Genomic DNA, 17,181 nt, shown 5'->3' with positions numbered 1-17,181 from the left:
AACAAATCTTCACTTTGGCGGTCTTTTTTTTTATAACATAATCCAAATCTACAAAATGAACGTTCAATGAACGTTCATTTTTTATCTGCGCTGTTTTGCGAAATTTATTGACAAACTCTCAAAAAACCATAATACTATTATTACAATAAACCAGATAGCGAAACAATTTCATTGCAAACCATGTCATTGCGAGCGACTGTAGGACATGTCAGGTGAAAATGACCATAGTGATAAAAAAATAAGGTGGTCAATAAAGACAAAAAAGAGCGTGGCAATCCCGTGGTAAACCCTGTACCAGAATCGGTTCAGGGTAAATCCTGTAGACACAGCCACACGGTAAAGACATCCACAGTAAATCACACGGGATTGCTTCGCTCCTTATTATCTTTGCTGTCTACCCCGTCCTTCTTTCGTCAAGATCACTTCTAGTTGGCAAGTCCTACAGTCGCTCGCAATGATAGGGGGGGGGATCGCTCACCCTAAATCTAAACAAAATGTATGGTTCGGGGCTCTCAATGACAGAGTTGCGGCTTCGCTCGTAATGGGCATCAAGGAAGCTGGGGGGAAAGTTAATTTTTTAACCAACAACAAAATGAACAAAAAATTAGTGTACTCATTTGGCGGCGGCCAAGCCGATGGTCGAGCTGACATGAAAAATCTTTTAGGCGGCAAAGGCGCCAACTTAGCAGAAATGGCTTCGCTTGGAATACCCGTACCAGCCGGCTTTACCATCACCACCGAGGTCTGCACCCATTTTTATCAAAACAATAATGCCTATCCAACAGGACTTGAAACGCAAGTTAAGGCCGGCATTAGCCAGATGGAAAAAATTATGGGCGCGAAATTCAACGACCCGGACAATCCTTTGCTTGTCTCTGTGCGTTCGGGCGCCAGGGTCTCCATGCCCGGTATGATGGACACAGTGCTTAATCTTGGATTAAATCCAAACACTATCCAGGGCCTTATTAAAAAAAGCAATAACAATGAACGTTTTGCCTGGGACTGCTACCGGCGCTTTGTCCAAATGTACGGCGATGTTGTGCTTGGGCTTAAGCCAAAAAATAAGCAAGAGCAAGATCCCTTTGAAAAAATTATTGAAGAAGTGAAGGATCAAAAAGGAATCAAAGAAGACACTCAATTAACCACAGGTGACCTGAAGTCCATTGTGGAGCAATTCAAAGCGATTGTGCGAGAGCGCCAAGCCGTTGAAATTCCTGATGACCCTTGGGAACAACTCTGGGGCGGCATTGCCGCAGTATTTAAAAGTTGGAACACTCCGCGAGCAATAGAATACCGAAGAATTCATAAAATTTCTGATGACTGGGGCACAGCCACAAATGTCCAATCCATGGTTTACGGAAACATGGGCGCTGACTGCGCCACCGGTGTTGCCTTTACCCGCGACCCAGCCACCGGACAAAAACAGTTCTACGGCGAATTTTTATTCAACGCCCAGGGTGAAGATGTTGTTGCCGGCACTCGCACCCCCCAACAGATCAACGCCAGCGGCCGAGACGCTCTGCCGGAAGGCAATCCCTCCAAGGAATTAGAAACGTTGCAAAAAATTATGCCCGCTCTCTATAGGCAGCTTGACAACATTCAAACAAAACTTGAAAGTCACTATCAAAATATGCAGGATATTGAATTTACTATCCAGCAAGGCAAACTTTGGATGCTGCAAACCAGAAACGGAAAACGCACCGGACGAGCCGCTATAAAAATTGCTGTGGACATGGTTAAAGAAAGAATGCTTGACCAAAAAGCTGCTATTTTACGAGTTGAACCCGAACAGCTGGACCAGCTCCTGCATCGGCAGTTTGATCCTAAAGCAGAAAAAAATAAAATTGCCAAGGGACTGCCCGCTTCTCCGGGAGCCGCTGTTGGCAAAGTAGTCTTTTTTGCTGATGAGGCTAAAAAAATAGGCAAAGATGAAAAAGTTATTCTGGTTCGTTTGGAAACATCACCCGAAGATATCGGCGGTATGGCCGCGGCTCAAGGAATTGTAACTGCCCGCGGCGGCATGACCAGTCACGCCGCCGTGGTTGCCCGCGGCATGGACACGCCGGCGGTTGTGGGCTGTGGCGCTCTTGTTATTGACTACGAAAAACGACAGTTTACAGCCGGCGAAACTCTGGTCCGAGAAAACGATTGGATCAGCATTGACGGTTCGAGCGGTGAAGTAATGCTCGGCCAAATACCTACTGTTGAAACCCAGATAACTGATGAATTTAAAACTTTTATGCAATGGGTTGATAATTTTCGTAAAATTAGCGTCCGAACCAATGCTGACACGCCCGAGGATGTCAAAAAAGCCCTAGAATATGGCGCCGAAGGCATTGGCCTTTGCCGCACAGAACACATGTTCTTTGGCGGAGAGCGCATCAAAACAGTCCGCGAAATGATTTTGGCTGATGATGAAGCAGGCCGGAGGAAAGCCCTAGGCAAACTCCTGCCCATGCAGAGACAGGATTTTATTGAAATCTTCCGCCTGATGACGGATAAACCAGTAACCATCCGGCTTCTTGATCCGCCTTTGCACGAGTTCCTGCCCCAGACTGATGAAGATATTGCGGCTATGGCATCTGAAATGCAGGTGCCCCCAGAAGTGATTCGCGCTCGGGTCAGTTCCCTGCACGAGACCAATCCAATGCTCGGACACCGCGGCTGCCGGCTTGGCATGACTTATCCGGAAATCACAGAGATGCAAACCCAGGCCATTATGGAAGCCGCTTGTATAGTCAAAAAAGAAGGAATCCAAGTTCATCCAGAAATTATGGTCCCCCTGATTGGCACAGTAATGGAAATCAAAGAACAAAAAGCAATCATTGTCCGCGTTGCCGAAGCTGTAACAGCAGACCGAGGTATTAAGGTCCCCTATCTTGTCGGCACTATGATAGAAATACCAAGAGCCGCGCTTCTCGCAGATAAAATTGCTAAAGAAGCCGCGTTCTTCAGCTTTGGCACCAACGACCTCACGCAAATGTGTTTTGGATATTCCCGAGATGATGCCGGCAAGTTCTTACCCGAGTATATTGCAAAAGGAGTCCTGACCAATGATCCTTTCCAACAATTAGACCAGGAAGGCGTGGGCCAGCTAATAAAAATGGGGATAGAACGCGGCCGAGCAACCAATCCAGACCTGAAAATCGGCATTTGCGGCGAGCATGGCGGCGACCCAGCATCAGTAGAATTTTGCCACCGAATCGGCATGAATTACGTTAGCTGCAGTCCGCCGCGAGTACCAATCGCGCGCTTAGCCGCAGCCCAAGCGGCGCTGAAAGAAAATCCAGAGCCCTAGACAGCTAAGACATTGAATGTCCAATTGGATATCCAATGTCTTTTTGTTACTTTTCCACAAAAAATCATTGACGCTCTATTAAAAATATAGTATCATTATATAAATGAAGTTATTAGTTAAAAAAGTTATTAGTTAAAAATATTCCTTTGACTAATGTCCAAGGCCTTTTAAAAAAAGATGGCGGGGGCCCTGTGATTTTTATTTTTGGATTCTAAAAATTAATTTTATTCTTCATGCCAGATACAAATATTAATCAAATCAAACAAGCAGAGGAGGAAGCTCAAAAAATAATTAGGACGGCGCATAAAGAGGTTGAACAGAATATCAATACAATAAAAGACCAGATGAAAAATACTATGTCTTTAGCCGAAGACAAGGTTCAACCTACCCATAAAAAGCTAGAAAAAGAAACCGGCAAAGCAATCCAAGAATATGAAGAAATCGCTTACGAAGAGCAGAAAATCGTTTTGGAAAAATTGGAAGATATGGATAATGTGAGAATTGAAAAAGCCATTAATCTTGTTATGCATCATTTAACACAGCAATAGGTCGGACATGGCCTATTGTTTTTTTGTATGGTTATTGGTCACTAGTCATTGGTCACTAGTCACTAGGGACGAGTTTAATCAAGTCTTTATTAAAATTATAGTCCTATGAGTATAAAAAACTTTTATCAACTCCATGCTTGGCAAAAAGCTAAAGAACTGACTAAAAATATTTATAAAATTACCAAAGATTTTCCAAAAGAAGAGATTTATGGAATTACAAGTCAAATAAGACATGCCATTGTTTCTGTGTGTTCTAACATTGCCGAGGGTTTTGGCAGGTTTTTTTATAAAGATAAAAAAAGATTTTATTATCAGGCACGAGGTTCGATACAAGAAGTTCAATCTTTATTGATAATTTCTTATGAGATAGAAAACGTTTCAAAAGAAACATATATCGATTTATTTAAAAAGAGTGTATCTGTATTAAAATTAATAAACGGTCTTATTGCATCAGTTGGGGGAAACGTAAACCCCAGTGACGAGTGACCAATGACCAACATTTATGTCCCTATCCGAAACAATTAAAATCAACATCCTAATCAATAAAAAATATCAAGATAAAGTTTTGAATTTCTTACAAACCTATTCTTTGATGCAAATTGAATTGGGTGATACTGCTGATACTGACTCCCCTGCCGCGCCCCCAAATGAGCTAACAACAGATAACATTGATTATGATCTGGCTGGAGTAAAGTTTGCTTTGGACTTCTTAACGCCTTTTGATGAAATTAAAGTTCCCTTGGCAGAAAAATTGACTGGGAATAAAATTAAATTGGGCCAAGGGGGCCTAGAAAAAACTGTTAAAGATTATAATTACAAAATAATTATTGAAAAATGCCAAAATATGGAAAGCGAAATCAGCAAATGCGAGAGTGAGCTAAAAGAAGGAGGCAACGAGAAAGAACAGCTTGAGCCCTGGCGAAATTTGCAGATAGCGCCCAAGCAGGCAGAAACAGAAAAAACTAAAACAATTTTTGGCAAAATCAATACTCAAAAATATCTGGATTTTATTAACACTCTTGATAAACAAACCAAGGAAACAGCCATCACTAAAGTTCATCTGACTGACAGGGATTCGTTTTTAGCTCTTACTTTTTTAAAAAATCATGAGGGCAAAGTGAACAAAATTTCGAATGAGTTGGGGTTTGATAGCCAAGAATTGCCGTATGCTGACAAATTACCAAAAAAAGCACTCGAAAATATAAAAATACAAGAATATAAAAATACAAAAATAATTGGGGATTTAAAGAATGAGGCGCGGGAATTGACGCGGGAGATGAGAAGTTTGAAAATTATTTTTGATTGGTTAACCTGGCAAAAAGCCAAACAAGAAGGCGGGTCTAAACTGGCTAGAACAAATTACACGGCCCGGATCACGGGCTGGATAGAAAAAGCGCATTTTAAAATTTTACATAACAAACTGCAAAAAATCACTAAAAATAATGTAGAAATCAAAGCCCTGGATTTGAAAGAGAAAGATAAGACTAATCAACCAGTGGTTATAAAAAATAAACCTTTTTGGCGCCCCTTTGAATCAGTTACTGGGATCTACGGCCTGCCCAAGGCCACGGAAACTGACCCCACAGTATTTTTAGCGCCATTTTTTATTATCTTTTTTGGCTTTTGTTTAACTGACGCAGGATATGGAATCTTGCTGGCAGCCCTGGCTTACGCGGCAATTAAAATTATGAAAGTGCCAAGAGAGAACCAAAAATTGTTTCGGGTTTTGATTTATGGCGGAATAGTCACTTTTATCTTGGGGGTGGTTTTTGGCGGTTGGTTTGGAATAGCGCTTGATGACTTGCCTAATTCAACCATCAAAAACACTCTACTCGCCCTAAGACAAATTGACCCCATTAAAAATCCTCTGCTCGTTCTGGGTATTACTTTTGTTATGGGTGTTATCCAGATTTGGACCGGAGTTATTATTGCTATGTGGTGGGAATTTAAACATAAAAGATATTTGGATGGGATTTTGAAACACGGAGTTTGGGTTTACTTTATTCCAGCGATTTTATTTTGGGTTGCCAATAAAGCCGGGGTCCTGCCGCAAAGTTTGATGGGGTTGGCCAAGGTTCTGCTTTGGCTGGGGATTGCTGTCATGATCGCCACCCAGGGCCGGGAGCAAAAAAGTATCATTGCAAAAATTGGCGCCGGGATAATAAGTTTATATGGATTGGTTGGATATTTAAGCGATGTTTTGTCTTATTCCCGTTTACTGGCTCTGGGACTGGCAACCGGAATTATCGCCATGGTAATCAATTTGATTGCTTTTTTGTTTAAAGATATGATACCATATGTTGGATGGATTGTGGCGATTGTAATTTTGGTCGGCGGGCATCTGTTTAATCTGGTTATTAATGTCTTGGGCGCTTTTATCCATTCTGGCCGTTTGCAGTTTGTAGAATTTTTCCCCAAGTTTATGGAAGGCGGCGGAGCTAGATTTAGACCGCTTCAAAGGGAATCGAAGTATGTGGAGATTGTTGACAATTAATCTATAATCAATATTTAAAAAACGAATCAGCACTAATCAGTACACAAATTTCACGAATCACGAATCCAAAAAACTCATAATATCTCTAATGAGCTCTAATAACTCAAATGTATTCGTGATTAGTGAAATTTGTGTACAAAATTCGTGTAAATTCGTCTTTTGAAAGGAAAAAAAATATATGACTATTGGACTTGCATTAGCAATTCTCGGCGCGGCTTTGGCCGTTATATTGGCCGGCATTGGCTCGATTTTAGGTGTAGGAAAGGCCGGCCAAACCGGAGCTGGCTTAATTAGCGAGGAGCCGGAAAAATTTGGTAAAGTGCTCCTGCTCCAAGCTCTACCCGGTACCCAGGGTATTTATGGTTTTCTGGCTGCGATTATGGTTTTGCAAAAAATCGGTCTTTTGGGGGGCGAGGTTGTGGAACTCACCAATGCCATGGGCTGGCAAATATTAGCTGCTTGCTTACCCATTGCTTTGGCTGGCCTTTTCTCCGGACTTTTCCAGGGAAAGGTTTCTGTTGCTGGCATGAATGTGGTCGCTAAACAACCGGGTGACGCTGGCAAGGCGATTATTTTATCGGCAATGGTGGAGACTTACGCGGTGCTTGGGTTGTTGGCCACGATTCTTTTGGTGAATGGGATTAAAATTACTTAAAAACGGATAGCCACGGATTCTTACGGATAGCCGCGGATCACGGATTTTACTAACCCGACCCACGATACACATATCACGATTCAGATTTTTGTATCGTGATATGTGAATCGTGATTTGAGCCGTGATGCGTGAATCGTGTATCGTGAAAATTATGTCTTTAACTGATATCCTAAAAACAATCAAATCCGAAGCCGAGGAAGAAGCAGAAAAAATTATGGATGACGGCAGGCAAGAAGAAAAGAAACTTAAAAAAGAGCTGGCGGGATTAATCAAAAAAGACCAAGAAAAACTCTTGGCTGATTTTCGTAATGCAATGGAAAAGAAAGTTAAGCAGGTTAAGTTCCAAAAAGAGAGCGCCAAAAAAACAATGCTTCTAAAAAAGAAACGGGAAATTCTTGATAGTGTTTATGAGCAAGTTATTGAGCGTATTATTGGTAATGATGAAATTTACGGACAAGTCATAAAAAAAGCGACAGAAAATCTGCCTTCAGCAAAAAATTCTGAAATTGTATTAGCCGGTGAGAACCCTGAAAAAACAAAAATGGCCTTGGGTGCCGCTCGCCTGAAATACAAAATATCTGACGAGACAGTTGAAGCGAGGGGAGGGTTTGTTTTGAAGTCCGAAACGTTAGAGATTGATAATACGGTTGAGGCGTTGGTTGGGGAAATTAGGAATGAGACTGAAATTGAAGTTTGTTGGATTTTGTTTAGTGAGTAGTCGTAGCAATGACTGCCCTCCAATTTTCTCTAATAAGCTCTAATATCTCGAATTGTAAATTGTTGATTGAAATTTGAAAATAAAAAATGAAAATTGAAATTGATCAAAGCGGTAAAATTGAAGATACTAATAGATTAACTGTTGTTGCTTTTGCTAATGGTAAAGTTAAAAGTTTAAAAATTAGTTCAGTGGAAAAACAAAAATTAGTAAAAGCCATGCGGGCGCTTGACTATCCCAAAAAGACTTTTATCTTTAAAATTTTTGCTGGCTTGATTTATCTTTTGCTAAGAGATGAGAAAAACATTGATGAGGTAATTATTGATAGAGAATATCCAGGGCAGGAAGGCGTTATAAAGGATGTTTTGTCTCATCTTTTTAGAAAGTTTGATAGACAAACGCCTCTGATAACATTTCACAGAATAGGCAAGAAGGGTGGCGCTCATAAAATAGCTAATGACATATACAAAGGTAAGAGAGCGGCAAATATTGTTGTAACCGCGAATCGTGTTTTTCAAATTTTATACAATTAAAATCCCGCATCTTTTTCTATGTTGTGTTTGCAAAGCAATATCAGCACAGAAAAAAATGCGGGATTCAATACTGGAGCGCCCCCTCTAGGGGGGAGAATCCTTAGCTCAGACTGCCAGTTACGAACAGTGGTCACTAAGGCATCCAGTATTTACATTATAGCACAGCTAAAATCCTTGTCAAGCCCAAGTTGTGAATAAGTAATCTGATTCGTGATTAGTGTGCTTTGCCTGCCCCGTAGACGAGCGAAGCGAGTTGTTCGGGGTGTGCAGATTTTTACCCGCCAAAGCTAAAACACAGGCGGGAGTGAAAATTAGTGTTGTTTGAAAATAAAAAAAGAGGCACCTAACTTCTTCAGCTAAGTGCCTTGGGAACTCCGAGTCGAACGCAGTCCCCCTAAACCCTGAAAGAACTATATCACCTCCTCTCTTGCCCCGCCCGGCCGGGGCTACGCAAACATCTGCTGAACCTCGACCGTCCGGGCGGCCGAGACATTTGAGTTAACCGTTCCACGATGAACCTCCTCCATGAGGTCCATCACGAAATCGATCCCCTCTTTCTCGTATGCCCGCCTCCAAACTGGAAGCGGACATACGCGACGATTTACTCCATTATTCAACACCCAGAGGAAGTCCTCCTTCTCTTCCTCGACGATAATGGAGGAGAGGAAGTGGTCCAGGCGCTGGTGGAGCAAATCCGCAATGAAACTGAAATTGAAGTCAGTCGAATTTTATTTAATATTAATGCGGAATAATGGACACTCTCTAATAATCTCAAATCAGTCCAATATCCCAAAATATGAGTAAACTATGCCATATCTAACCGCCACGGGCCAAATCCGGGTCCTGGAAAAAAAATTATTAGACGCAACAGACATTGAACGGATGGTTGATGCTAAAAACACTGAACAAGCGTTTAAGGTTTTTAGTGATACGGATTTGGCTGATAATTTGTTGGATGTAAAAATGGAAGAATATGGGAAGGCATTGGATGATGATTTGGGGCAAACCAAGAAATTTTTAGAAAAAGCCACGCCAAACAAAGATTTGGTAAGACTCTTGTTTTTGGAACAGGATTTTCATAATATTAAATTACTCTTAAAGCAGAGATATTTCGAGTTAGATTTGACTGGGGATTTATCAAATGTGGGAACCATAAAAGCTGATGATTTGAAGGCGTATGTTTTGAATAAAGAAAATAGAAACAAGAAACTAGAAACTAGGGATACGGATAACGCCGATGTCTCGGAGATTATTGATAAAATGGTTACTGAATTTGATATGAAGAAAAATGATTCTAATAATCCCCTATCCCCGAGTGAGATTGACTTGAAATTGGATAAAGAATATTTTGAGTTGAGCTTGAGCTTGGCTAAAGAAATTAAAAACGATTTTATTTTGGATTTTACCAGGAGGCAGATTGATGTTGTGAATATTAGGAGTTTGTTGAGGGTTAAAAATTTAAAAACCCCTTCGACGGATTCAGGGTCTCGGCTTCGCCTCGAAGATTTACTGGTTGATGGCGGACAAATTGAATTGAAAAAGTTGAGCTCGTTTTTGGAAAAAGATGTTGATGAGTTAACCGCTTTTTTAAAAGGTTATCTGACGAGAAGCCAGGAAAAATTTTTGCAGGAATATAGCGAGAAAAAAAATCTTTGGCAATTAGAAAAAGGGTTTGATGATTTAGAAACAGATTACATAAAGCACACGAAGTGGATGAGTTATGGCTCGGAAATAATTTTTGGATATTGGTACGCGAAGAAAAACGCAGCCAGAAATGTGAGGTTAATTATGACGGGGAAGCTGAATAACATTCCTGCTGATGAAATAAAGCAGAGAGTAAGAGATATATTTTAACTGATGGCCACGGATGTTGACGGATAGCCGCGGATCGCGGATCTGTGATCAGTGGCTATCCGCAGTAATCAGTGGCAATCCGTAAAATTATGAGAATTGCTATTTTAGGTAATCAAGATTCAATTTTGGGATTTAAGGCACTCGGCCTTGACTGTTTTGGTGTTTACACGCAGGAAGAGGCCGAGAAAAAGGTTGATGAGATTTATGAAAAAAAGGGATGCGGTATATTATTTATTACTGAAGATTGGATGGAAAAATTAAAAATTAAATTAGATGATCTGAAAAATACCGCTTTGCCGGCGGTAATCGCGATACCGGGAGTTCGAGGAGCAACTGGCGAGGGTGAGCGTGAATTGAAGAATATCGTTGAGCAAGCAGTCGGCTCGGATATTTTGTTTAATGAATGAATAAACTTTGGGTTAATAAGGTTTCCGCCAAAGGCGGACCAGCCCGCCTTGCAACGAGGCAGGCCTCGGGCTGGAATACAATGGTTAATAAAATTAATAATAAATCAATAAACTAATAAACTAATAAACTAATAAACTAAAATATATGAGCGAACAAAAAAATGGAACAATTATCAAAGTATCGGGCCCCTTGGTTGTAGCCAACGGCATGGAAGAGGCAAGAATGTTTGATGTGGTTAGAGTTTCTCGCGAAAAATTAGTTGGCGAGATTATTGAAATTCACGGCGATGAGGCCTCAATTCAGGTTTATGAAAATACAAGCGGCATTGGCCCCGGGGAGCCGGTATATTTGACTGGCAAACCATTGGCTGTTGAACTTGGGCCTGGTTTAATTGAAAATATTTATGACGGCGTGCAAAGGCCGTTAGCTTTGATTTACAAAAAAGCGGGAGATTATATTACTCGGGGCATTGATGTGCCGGGAATTGACAGAGAAAAAAAATGGAAATTTAAGCCGATAGTTAAAGTTGGAGACGAAGTAAAAGCTGGTGATATTCTTGGCGAAGTTCCTGAAACCAGTTTGATTACTCATAAAATTATGGTACCGCCGGGGATTGAAGGTAAGATTATTTCTATTGTTGATAATGGCGAATATACTGTTGAAGGCGAGATTGCAAAAGTTGGTGATAGACCAATAACAATGCTACAAATTTGGCCAATTAGACAGGCAAGGCCAATTAAAGAGAAACTGATTCCAACTGAACCCTTGACTACGGGCCAGCGAGTGATTGATGCGTTTTTCCCGGTTGTTAAGGGCGGAACTGCTTGCGTGCCTGGTCCTTTTGGCGCGGGAAAGTGTGTTGACGGCGAGACGCCAGTGATTTTAGTAAATGGTTCAAGAGAAAAAATCAAAAATATTTTTAAAAGACATCATGGGAGGGGACGAACTACAAAAAAAGTTAATGAGGAATATACTGTTTTAGACAAACCATTTGAGATTTTAAGTTATGATGATGGTCGATTCATTAAAAAACCGGTAAAAAGTGTGTACAAGGGCAAAAGCGAAAAAATGCTTAAAATTACTACCCGCACTGGCCGAGAAATGACTATAACACCAATTCATAAATTGTTTAAAGTAAGTGAAAATCTTGAGCCCGAGGAAACTCAAGCGCAATTTCTTAATGAAGGTAATTATCTTATCACACCGCGTTATTTAGATATTGAGCTAAAACCACAAATCATTGACTATTTGAAAATCTTTAGTTCTGAAAGAATTGCTGATCATAGAAATTTAAAAACAATAAACTTACTCATTAAGAAATTAAAACTAAAAATGGGTTCACTGAATAAAGTCAGTGAAAAATTGAGTATATCTTATGCGGTTATAACCGAATATTGGAACAGCAGAAATAAACCTACCGTTGCTTTTGCCAAGAAGCTATTTGGAGAATTTGATAAAAATCTGAAACCTAAAGAAATCAAAGGAGAACATCAAAGTCATGCTACCAAATTACCTGAAAAGATGAATAAAGCGTTTGCTGAGTTTATTGGTTTAATTTTGGGTGATGGGGCGATTAAACAAAATTCGATTAGATTTTATAACAATGATGCGAGCTTAAGAAAAAGATTTGCCAACTTGGCTAAAATGTTATTTGGGCTCGAAACAAAAGAAACAAAGGTGAATACTGTAATGGCGATGATCGTTGAGAGTTCGGTTTTAGCAAAATTGCTGAAATCTCTGGGTATTCCGGAATATCAAAAATCTAGAACCTGCAAAGCCCTAGAAATCATTCAAAAATCCCCTGATGAAATAATAGCTAAATTTGTTGGCGCATATTTTGCTTGTGACGGATATGTTGGCAATCATGATTTAGAAATTTGCACTTCGAGCAAAGAAATGCAATCGGATTTGGCTTACCTCCTCACTCGATTGGGAGTTATTGTTAAACTGAGAGAAGGCAAAGTTAGGGACTTTGTTAGATTTAGAATTTTTATTTCGGGCCGAGAAGAAGTTGAAAAATTTTACAGGCAGTGTAAACTTGGGCACTATATTAAATTTGATAAAATTAAAGAGTATTTAAATGAAACCAAGAAGGGCTACACAAATCTTGATATTGTTCCAATTAGCACTCGTTTAATAAATGCCTTGTACGAAAAAGCTGGGCGACCATATGCCAGTTTGAAAAAACTGGGCATTGAAATAACTAATTATACCAGAAATAAAGAGCTAATGAGTAAAGGAATTTTTAGAGCTTTTGTCCAGGCTTTGAGTATTAAAAAATTTCAGAAATTCACAACTAATCATTTGGAACATATTTTCTATGACAAAATTGTTAAAATTGAAACTGTAGACAAACCCCAAACTGTTTATGACATTGAGGTTGAAGATACGCATAACTTTGTCGGTGGAAACTCACCGTCTATTTTCCATAACACGGTTGTCCAACATCAAATCGCAAAATGGGCAGACGCGGATGTTGTGGTTTTTATTGGCTGCGGCGAGCGCGGAAACGAGATGACTGATGTATTGCAGGAATTTCCAGAATTAAAAGATCCGCGAAGCGGCGAGCCATTGATGAAACGAACTGTTTTGATTGCCAACACTTCCAACATGCCGGTGGCGGCCAGAGAAGCCAGCGTTTATACGGGAATTACCATTGCGGAATATTTTAGGGATATGGGATATAAAGTAGTGCTGACCGCGGACTCGACTTCCAGATGGGCGGAAGCCATGCGGGAAATTTCCGGACGGCTGGAAGAAATGCCCGGAGAAGAGGGCTATCCGGCTTATCTTGGAAGCCGGACCGCGGCGTTTTATGAACGGGCAGGGGAAGTGGTTTGTTTAGGGAATGAGGGCAGAAAAGGTTCTCTTACGGTTATTGGCGCGGTGTCCCCTCCCGGGGGTGACTTGTCTGAACCTGTGACACAGAACACGCTTCGGGTAACAAAAGTTTTTTGGGGATTGGACGCGCAGTTAGCTTATAAACGGCATTTTCCAGCTATCAATTGGCTAAGCTCTTATTCATTATATTTAAATTCTGTAAATGATTATATGCGCGAAAAGGCCGGGCAGGATTGGCCGGAAATGAGAGTGGGGGCAATGGGTATCTTGCAGAAAGAAGAAGAATTGCAATCTATTGTCCAGTTAGTTGGCATTGACGCGCTTTCCGCGAAAGAACAATTGGTTTTAAATACCGCGCAATCTATCCGCGAAGATTTTCTGCACCAAAACGCTTTTGATGAGATTGATACTTTTACCAGTTGTAAAAAAATGTACTGGATGCTGAAGGCGATTTTGATTTTTCATGAGCAGGCGACAGCCGAGCTTGAATCCGGTAAAAAACTGAGTGAGGTGATGGACAAGGCAAAAGAAATTAAAATAGAGATTGGAAAAGCGAAGATGGTTAAGGAAGATAAGATTGGCGAGCTTGAGAAGTTGGTGGAGAAGATTAAGGGAGAGGTTAAATAATTGTTAAATTGTTACATTGTTAAATTGTTGATTGTTGATTGAAAATTGAATAAAAAAAGAGCCGCGATGCCTGATGCATACGGCTCCCTACTTAATACCTTCTTCACCCTTTATTCGAATTCTACCTTAATAGTAATTATGAGATTGTTGGCTACTACAAGAGTACAAATAGTGTTGACAACTTGAAAAAATTCTTTTCTCTCATCTCTTTCAAAACAATCATTCCAAATTGAAAAAAACAACCAATTAGCTAACAACTTCTGAATTAAGATTCTCTTTACTGATGGATTTTTTCCGAAAATCGGATTTAATTCACGTGCCCTTCCCTTGTGTCTTGTTAAGAGATTAATCGTGGTTATTGTATCGGTTGCTTGTAGACCAAGATACCAATAAAACACATCCTTTTCTTCTTCATCCCACTTTTCCTGCCAATTCTTTTTAATGGTTGTTGTGTCAAACAGAAATGTAGCATCCCAGACACCTGCCCTAACATTCTCTCCTGCCAAAAAAAGACAGACAATCAGTAGAAAAATAATCTTCTTCATGCTCTCATCCTCCTGTTTACTGACTAATTAAGGATAATTTTTAAAGATCGTTTTAACTAACTTAATAAGGAAGGATAATATATATCTTATTCTTTGTCAATACCAAATTTATAAAAATGAATTAACCTTTTAATAGACAAATTATGCTAAAAGAATACAAAACTATCACGGAAATCGCTGGGCCTTTATTAATTGTGGAAGGAATTGAAGCTGTTAAATACGAAGAGTTAGTTGATATTGAACTGGCTGACGGAAGCATCAGGCGAGGCCGGGTTTTGGAAATAAGCGACAAGCAAGCAGTGGTGCAGATGTTTGAGGAAACACGAGGCATTAATGTGAAAACAGCCAAAGCAAAATTTTTGGGCAAAACAATGGAAATTGGAGTAAGCGCTGATATGTTAGGCCGGGTTTTTGACGGAGCGGGACGGCCAAAAGATGGCCAGCCAGCGATTTTAGCAGAAAAAAAAATGGACATTAATGGCGCGCCTTTGAACCCTTATGCCCGGGATTATCCTAATGATTTTATCCAGACAGGGGTTTCTACGATTGATGGGTTGAACACTTTGGTTAGGGGGCAAAAATTGCCGATCTTTTCCGGGGCCGGACTCCCCCATTCAGAACTGGCAGCTCAGATTGCTAGACAGGCAAAGGTGATAAAATCCAAATCTACAAATGCATCCGAATCTACAAAAACTACAGATGCTACGAATGACCGGACGGACGACGACGGCGTCTCTAATGACTCATCCCTAATGACCAATGACTCGCCTGCTGATTCTCAATTTGCAGTTGTGTTTGCCGCTATGGGTATTACTTTTGAGGAGGCTGAATTTTTTATAAATGAATTTAAACAAACTGGCGCGATTGAGCGAGCCACGCTATTTATTAATTTAGCTGATGACCCAGTAGTTGAACGGATTACTTTACCTCGATTGGCTCTAACAACAGCTGAATACTATGCCTTTGACAAGGATATGCATGTTTTAGTGATATTAACAGACCTAACTAATTACTGTGAGGCCTTGCGGGAGATTGGAGCCGCGAGAAAAGAAATTCCTGGCCGGCGCGGTTATCCTGGTTACTTATATACTGACCTTTCCACGATTTACGAGCGAGCCGGACGAGTAAAGGGCAAGAAGGGCTCAATCACCCAAATCCCGATTTTAACAATGCCGGAAGACGATAAAACTCATCCAATCCCAGATTTGACTGGTTATATCACGGAGGGCCAAATTATGATTTCACGAGAATTGGACAAACAGGGAATTTATCCGCCAGTTGATGTGTTGCCAAGTTTGTCGCGGCTAAAAGACAAAGGCATTGGCGAAGGAAAAACGCGGGAAGATCATAGCGGAGTTTTGAACCAGCTTTTCTCGGCCTATGCCCAAGGGAAAGAAGCGCGGGAATTAGCAGTAATACTTGGCGAAGCGGCATTATCTGACACAGATAAAAAGTATTTAAAATTTGCCAATGAATTTGAAGATAAGTTCGTTAGGCAAGGCAAAAATGAAGACCGGACGATTGAAGAAACTTTGACGATTGGCTGGAAATTGTTGAGTATTTTGCCAAGGGAAGAATTGAAAAGGGTAAAAGAAGAGCATATCGAGAAGTATCTCAAAACGAATCAGCACGAATAGGCACACAAATTTCACAAATCACTAAAAAAGTGTCACTAGTCACTAGTCACTCGTCACTAGGGACGACCATGACGACGGTGACGGTCGCCCTAGTGACGAGTGACTAGTGACCAATGACTAATTTATGAAACTAAACATAAATCCCACCCGCATGGAGTTGCTCAAGTTGAAAAGACGGCTCAAGACTGCGGAAAGAGGATACAAATTATTAAAAGACAAGCGCGATGGATTGATGAAAGAGTTTATGACGATTGTGCGAAAAGTTAAAGAATGCCGAGCTCGAGTTGAAGCAACACTTGGACAAGGTTTTAAGTCCTTTGTTTTCGCTTCGGCTGACATGCAGCCAAAGATGATGAACGAGGCCTTGGCTGTGCCTAGCAAAAAAATCACACTTGAGGCCACGACAAAAAATGTGATGAGTGTAAATATACCGCAATTCACTTATAATGAAGAGGGCGACCCGATTTGCTATTCCCTGCTTTCAACGCCATCTGACCTAGATACTTCTTTGGGAATTTTTTCCGAGGCATTGGCTGATATGGTGAAGCTGGCGGAAATTGAACATTCGGCCCGGCTACTCGCTGGGGAAATTGAAAAGACGCGAAGGCGAGTGAACGCGCTTGAATATGTTTTTATCCCGAATATAAAAGAGACGATAAAATACATTGAATCCAAATTAGCAGAACAGGAACGGGGGGTTTTGATTACGCTGATGAAGGTAAAAGAGAAGATAATGGAATGACGGATAGCCACTGATGACTACGGATGGACGCGGATCACGGATTTTAAAATTTACTCAAATTATCTCAAATTAACTCGAATAATTCTAATAAAAACCGCTGGGATGGCGGTTTTTTTGTTTGAGGTAAAATTATGTCACTACGATATTACGATATTACGATATATCGCAGTGCTTGTAAAAAGTTAAATATTTTTCTGATTCCTATATTTCAAAAAGTGGAACAAAATACTTAGATAAAAAGAACCGCCGAGTCCACCATAATGAACACGACGGTTTTTAAATTA

The 17,181-nt window shown here is 40.5% G+C and carries 14 protein-coding genes; 12 read left to right on the top strand and 2 right to left on the bottom strand.

Annotated elements, in window-relative coordinates; genetic code table 11:
• Positions 1-592: 592 nt before the first annotated feature.
• From ppdK to KKD20_03415, 7 genes are all read left to right on the top strand, one after another.
• Positions 593-3,298, top strand: a complete 2,706-nt coding sequence (ppdK, locus tag KKD20_03445; GenBank protein ID MBU4332150.1) for a pyruvate, phosphate dikinase — start codon at positions 593-595, stop codon at positions 3,296-3,298.
• A gap of 233 nt (positions 3,299-3,531) precedes the next feature.
• Positions 3,532-3,846 (top strand): hypothetical protein, encoded by a 315-nt coding sequence (locus KKD20_03440; GenBank protein MBU4332149.1) that lies wholly within the window; start codon positions 3,532-3,534, stop codon positions 3,844-3,846.
• A 105-nt stretch (positions 3,847-3,951) separates the two neighbouring features.
• Positions 3,952-4,332: a four helix bundle protein gene (locus KKD20_03435; GenBank protein MBU4332148.1), complete on the top strand. Its 381-nt coding sequence runs from the start codon at positions 3,952-3,954 to the stop codon at positions 4,330-4,332.
• A gap of 16 nt (positions 4,333-4,348) precedes the next feature.
• Positions 4,349-6,340: a V-type ATP synthase subunit I gene (locus KKD20_03430; GenBank protein ID MBU4332147.1), complete on the top strand. Its 1,992-nt coding sequence runs from the start codon at positions 4,349-4,351 to the stop codon at positions 6,338-6,340.
• Positions 6,341-6,518: 178 nt separating this feature from the next.
• Positions 6,519-6,995 carry a V-type ATP synthase subunit K gene (locus tag KKD20_03425; GenBank protein MBU4332146.1) on the top strand — a complete coding sequence of 159 codons (477 nt, stop codon included), beginning with the start codon at positions 6,519-6,521 and terminating at the stop codon, positions 6,993-6,995.
• A 151-nt stretch (positions 6,996-7,146) separates the two neighbouring features.
• A complete protein-coding gene (locus KKD20_03420; protein MBU4332145.1) occupies positions 7,147-7,713 on the top strand; it encodes a hypothetical protein in 567 nt (188 codons plus the stop codon).
• An 86-nt stretch (positions 7,714-7,799) separates the two neighbouring features.
• Positions 7,800-8,243, top strand: coding sequence for a hypothetical protein (locus KKD20_03415; protein ID MBU4332144.1), 444 nt, complete (start codon positions 7,800-7,802; stop codon positions 8,241-8,243).
• A gap of 446 nt (positions 8,244-8,689) precedes the next feature.
• Here the strand turns inward: KKD20_03415 and KKD20_03410 are convergent, their stop codons facing one another.
• Complete coding sequence (locus KKD20_03410; GenBank protein ID MBU4332143.1) at positions 8,690-8,935, bottom strand: hypothetical protein; 246 nt, start codon at positions 8,933-8,935, stop codon at positions 8,690-8,692.
• A gap of 115 nt (positions 8,936-9,050) precedes the next feature.
• On the opposite strand from KKD20_03410, the gene KKD20_03405 reads away from it, so the two are divergent.
• From KKD20_03405 to KKD20_03395, 3 genes are all read left to right on the top strand, one after another.
• On the top strand, positions 9,051-10,097 hold the full coding sequence (locus tag KKD20_03405; GenBank protein ID MBU4332142.1) for a V-type ATPase subunit: 1,047 nt from the start codon (positions 9,051-9,053) through the stop codon (positions 10,095-10,097).
• Positions 10,098-10,186: 89 nt separating this feature from the next.
• Positions 10,187-10,504: a V-type ATP synthase subunit F gene (locus tag KKD20_03400; GenBank protein MBU4332141.1), complete on the top strand. Its 318-nt coding sequence runs from the start codon at positions 10,187-10,189 to the stop codon at positions 10,502-10,504.
• Positions 10,505-11,204: 700 nt separating this feature from the next.
• Positions 11,205-13,973 carry a V-type ATP synthase subunit A gene (locus KKD20_03395; protein ID MBU4332140.1) on the top strand — a complete coding sequence of 923 codons (2,769 nt, stop codon included), beginning with the start codon at positions 11,205-11,207 and terminating at the stop codon, positions 13,971-13,973.
• Positions 13,974-14,083: 110 nt separating this feature from the next.
• Here the strand turns inward: KKD20_03395 and KKD20_03390 are convergent, their stop codons facing one another.
• A complete protein-coding gene (locus KKD20_03390) occupies positions 14,084-14,518 on the bottom strand; it encodes a hypothetical protein (protein MBU4332139.1) in 435 nt (144 codons plus the stop codon).
• A gap of 143 nt (positions 14,519-14,661) precedes the next feature.
• Between KKD20_03390 and KKD20_03385 the strand changes: the two genes are divergently transcribed.
• Together KKD20_03385 and KKD20_03380 are read left to right on the top strand one after the other, a co-directional pair.
• On the top strand, positions 14,662-16,155 hold the full coding sequence (locus KKD20_03385) for a V-type ATP synthase subunit B (GenBank protein ID MBU4332138.1): 1,494 nt from the start codon (positions 14,662-14,664) through the stop codon (positions 16,153-16,155).
• A 124-nt stretch (positions 16,156-16,279) separates the two neighbouring features.
• Complete coding sequence (locus tag KKD20_03380) at positions 16,280-16,897, top strand: V-type ATP synthase subunit D (protein ID MBU4332137.1); 618 nt, start codon at positions 16,280-16,282, stop codon at positions 16,895-16,897.
• The last annotated feature ends 284 nt before the right edge of the window (positions 16,898-17,181 follow it).

It is taken from the genome of Patescibacteria group bacterium, from assembly GCA_018896645.1.
GTDB lineage: Bacteria > Patescibacteriota > Patescibacteriia > UBA2591 > JABMQE01 > JAHIMF01.
The sequence above is the reverse complement of the archived record's forward strand: the minus strand, read 5'-3'. Positions and strand labels throughout refer to the sequence as shown.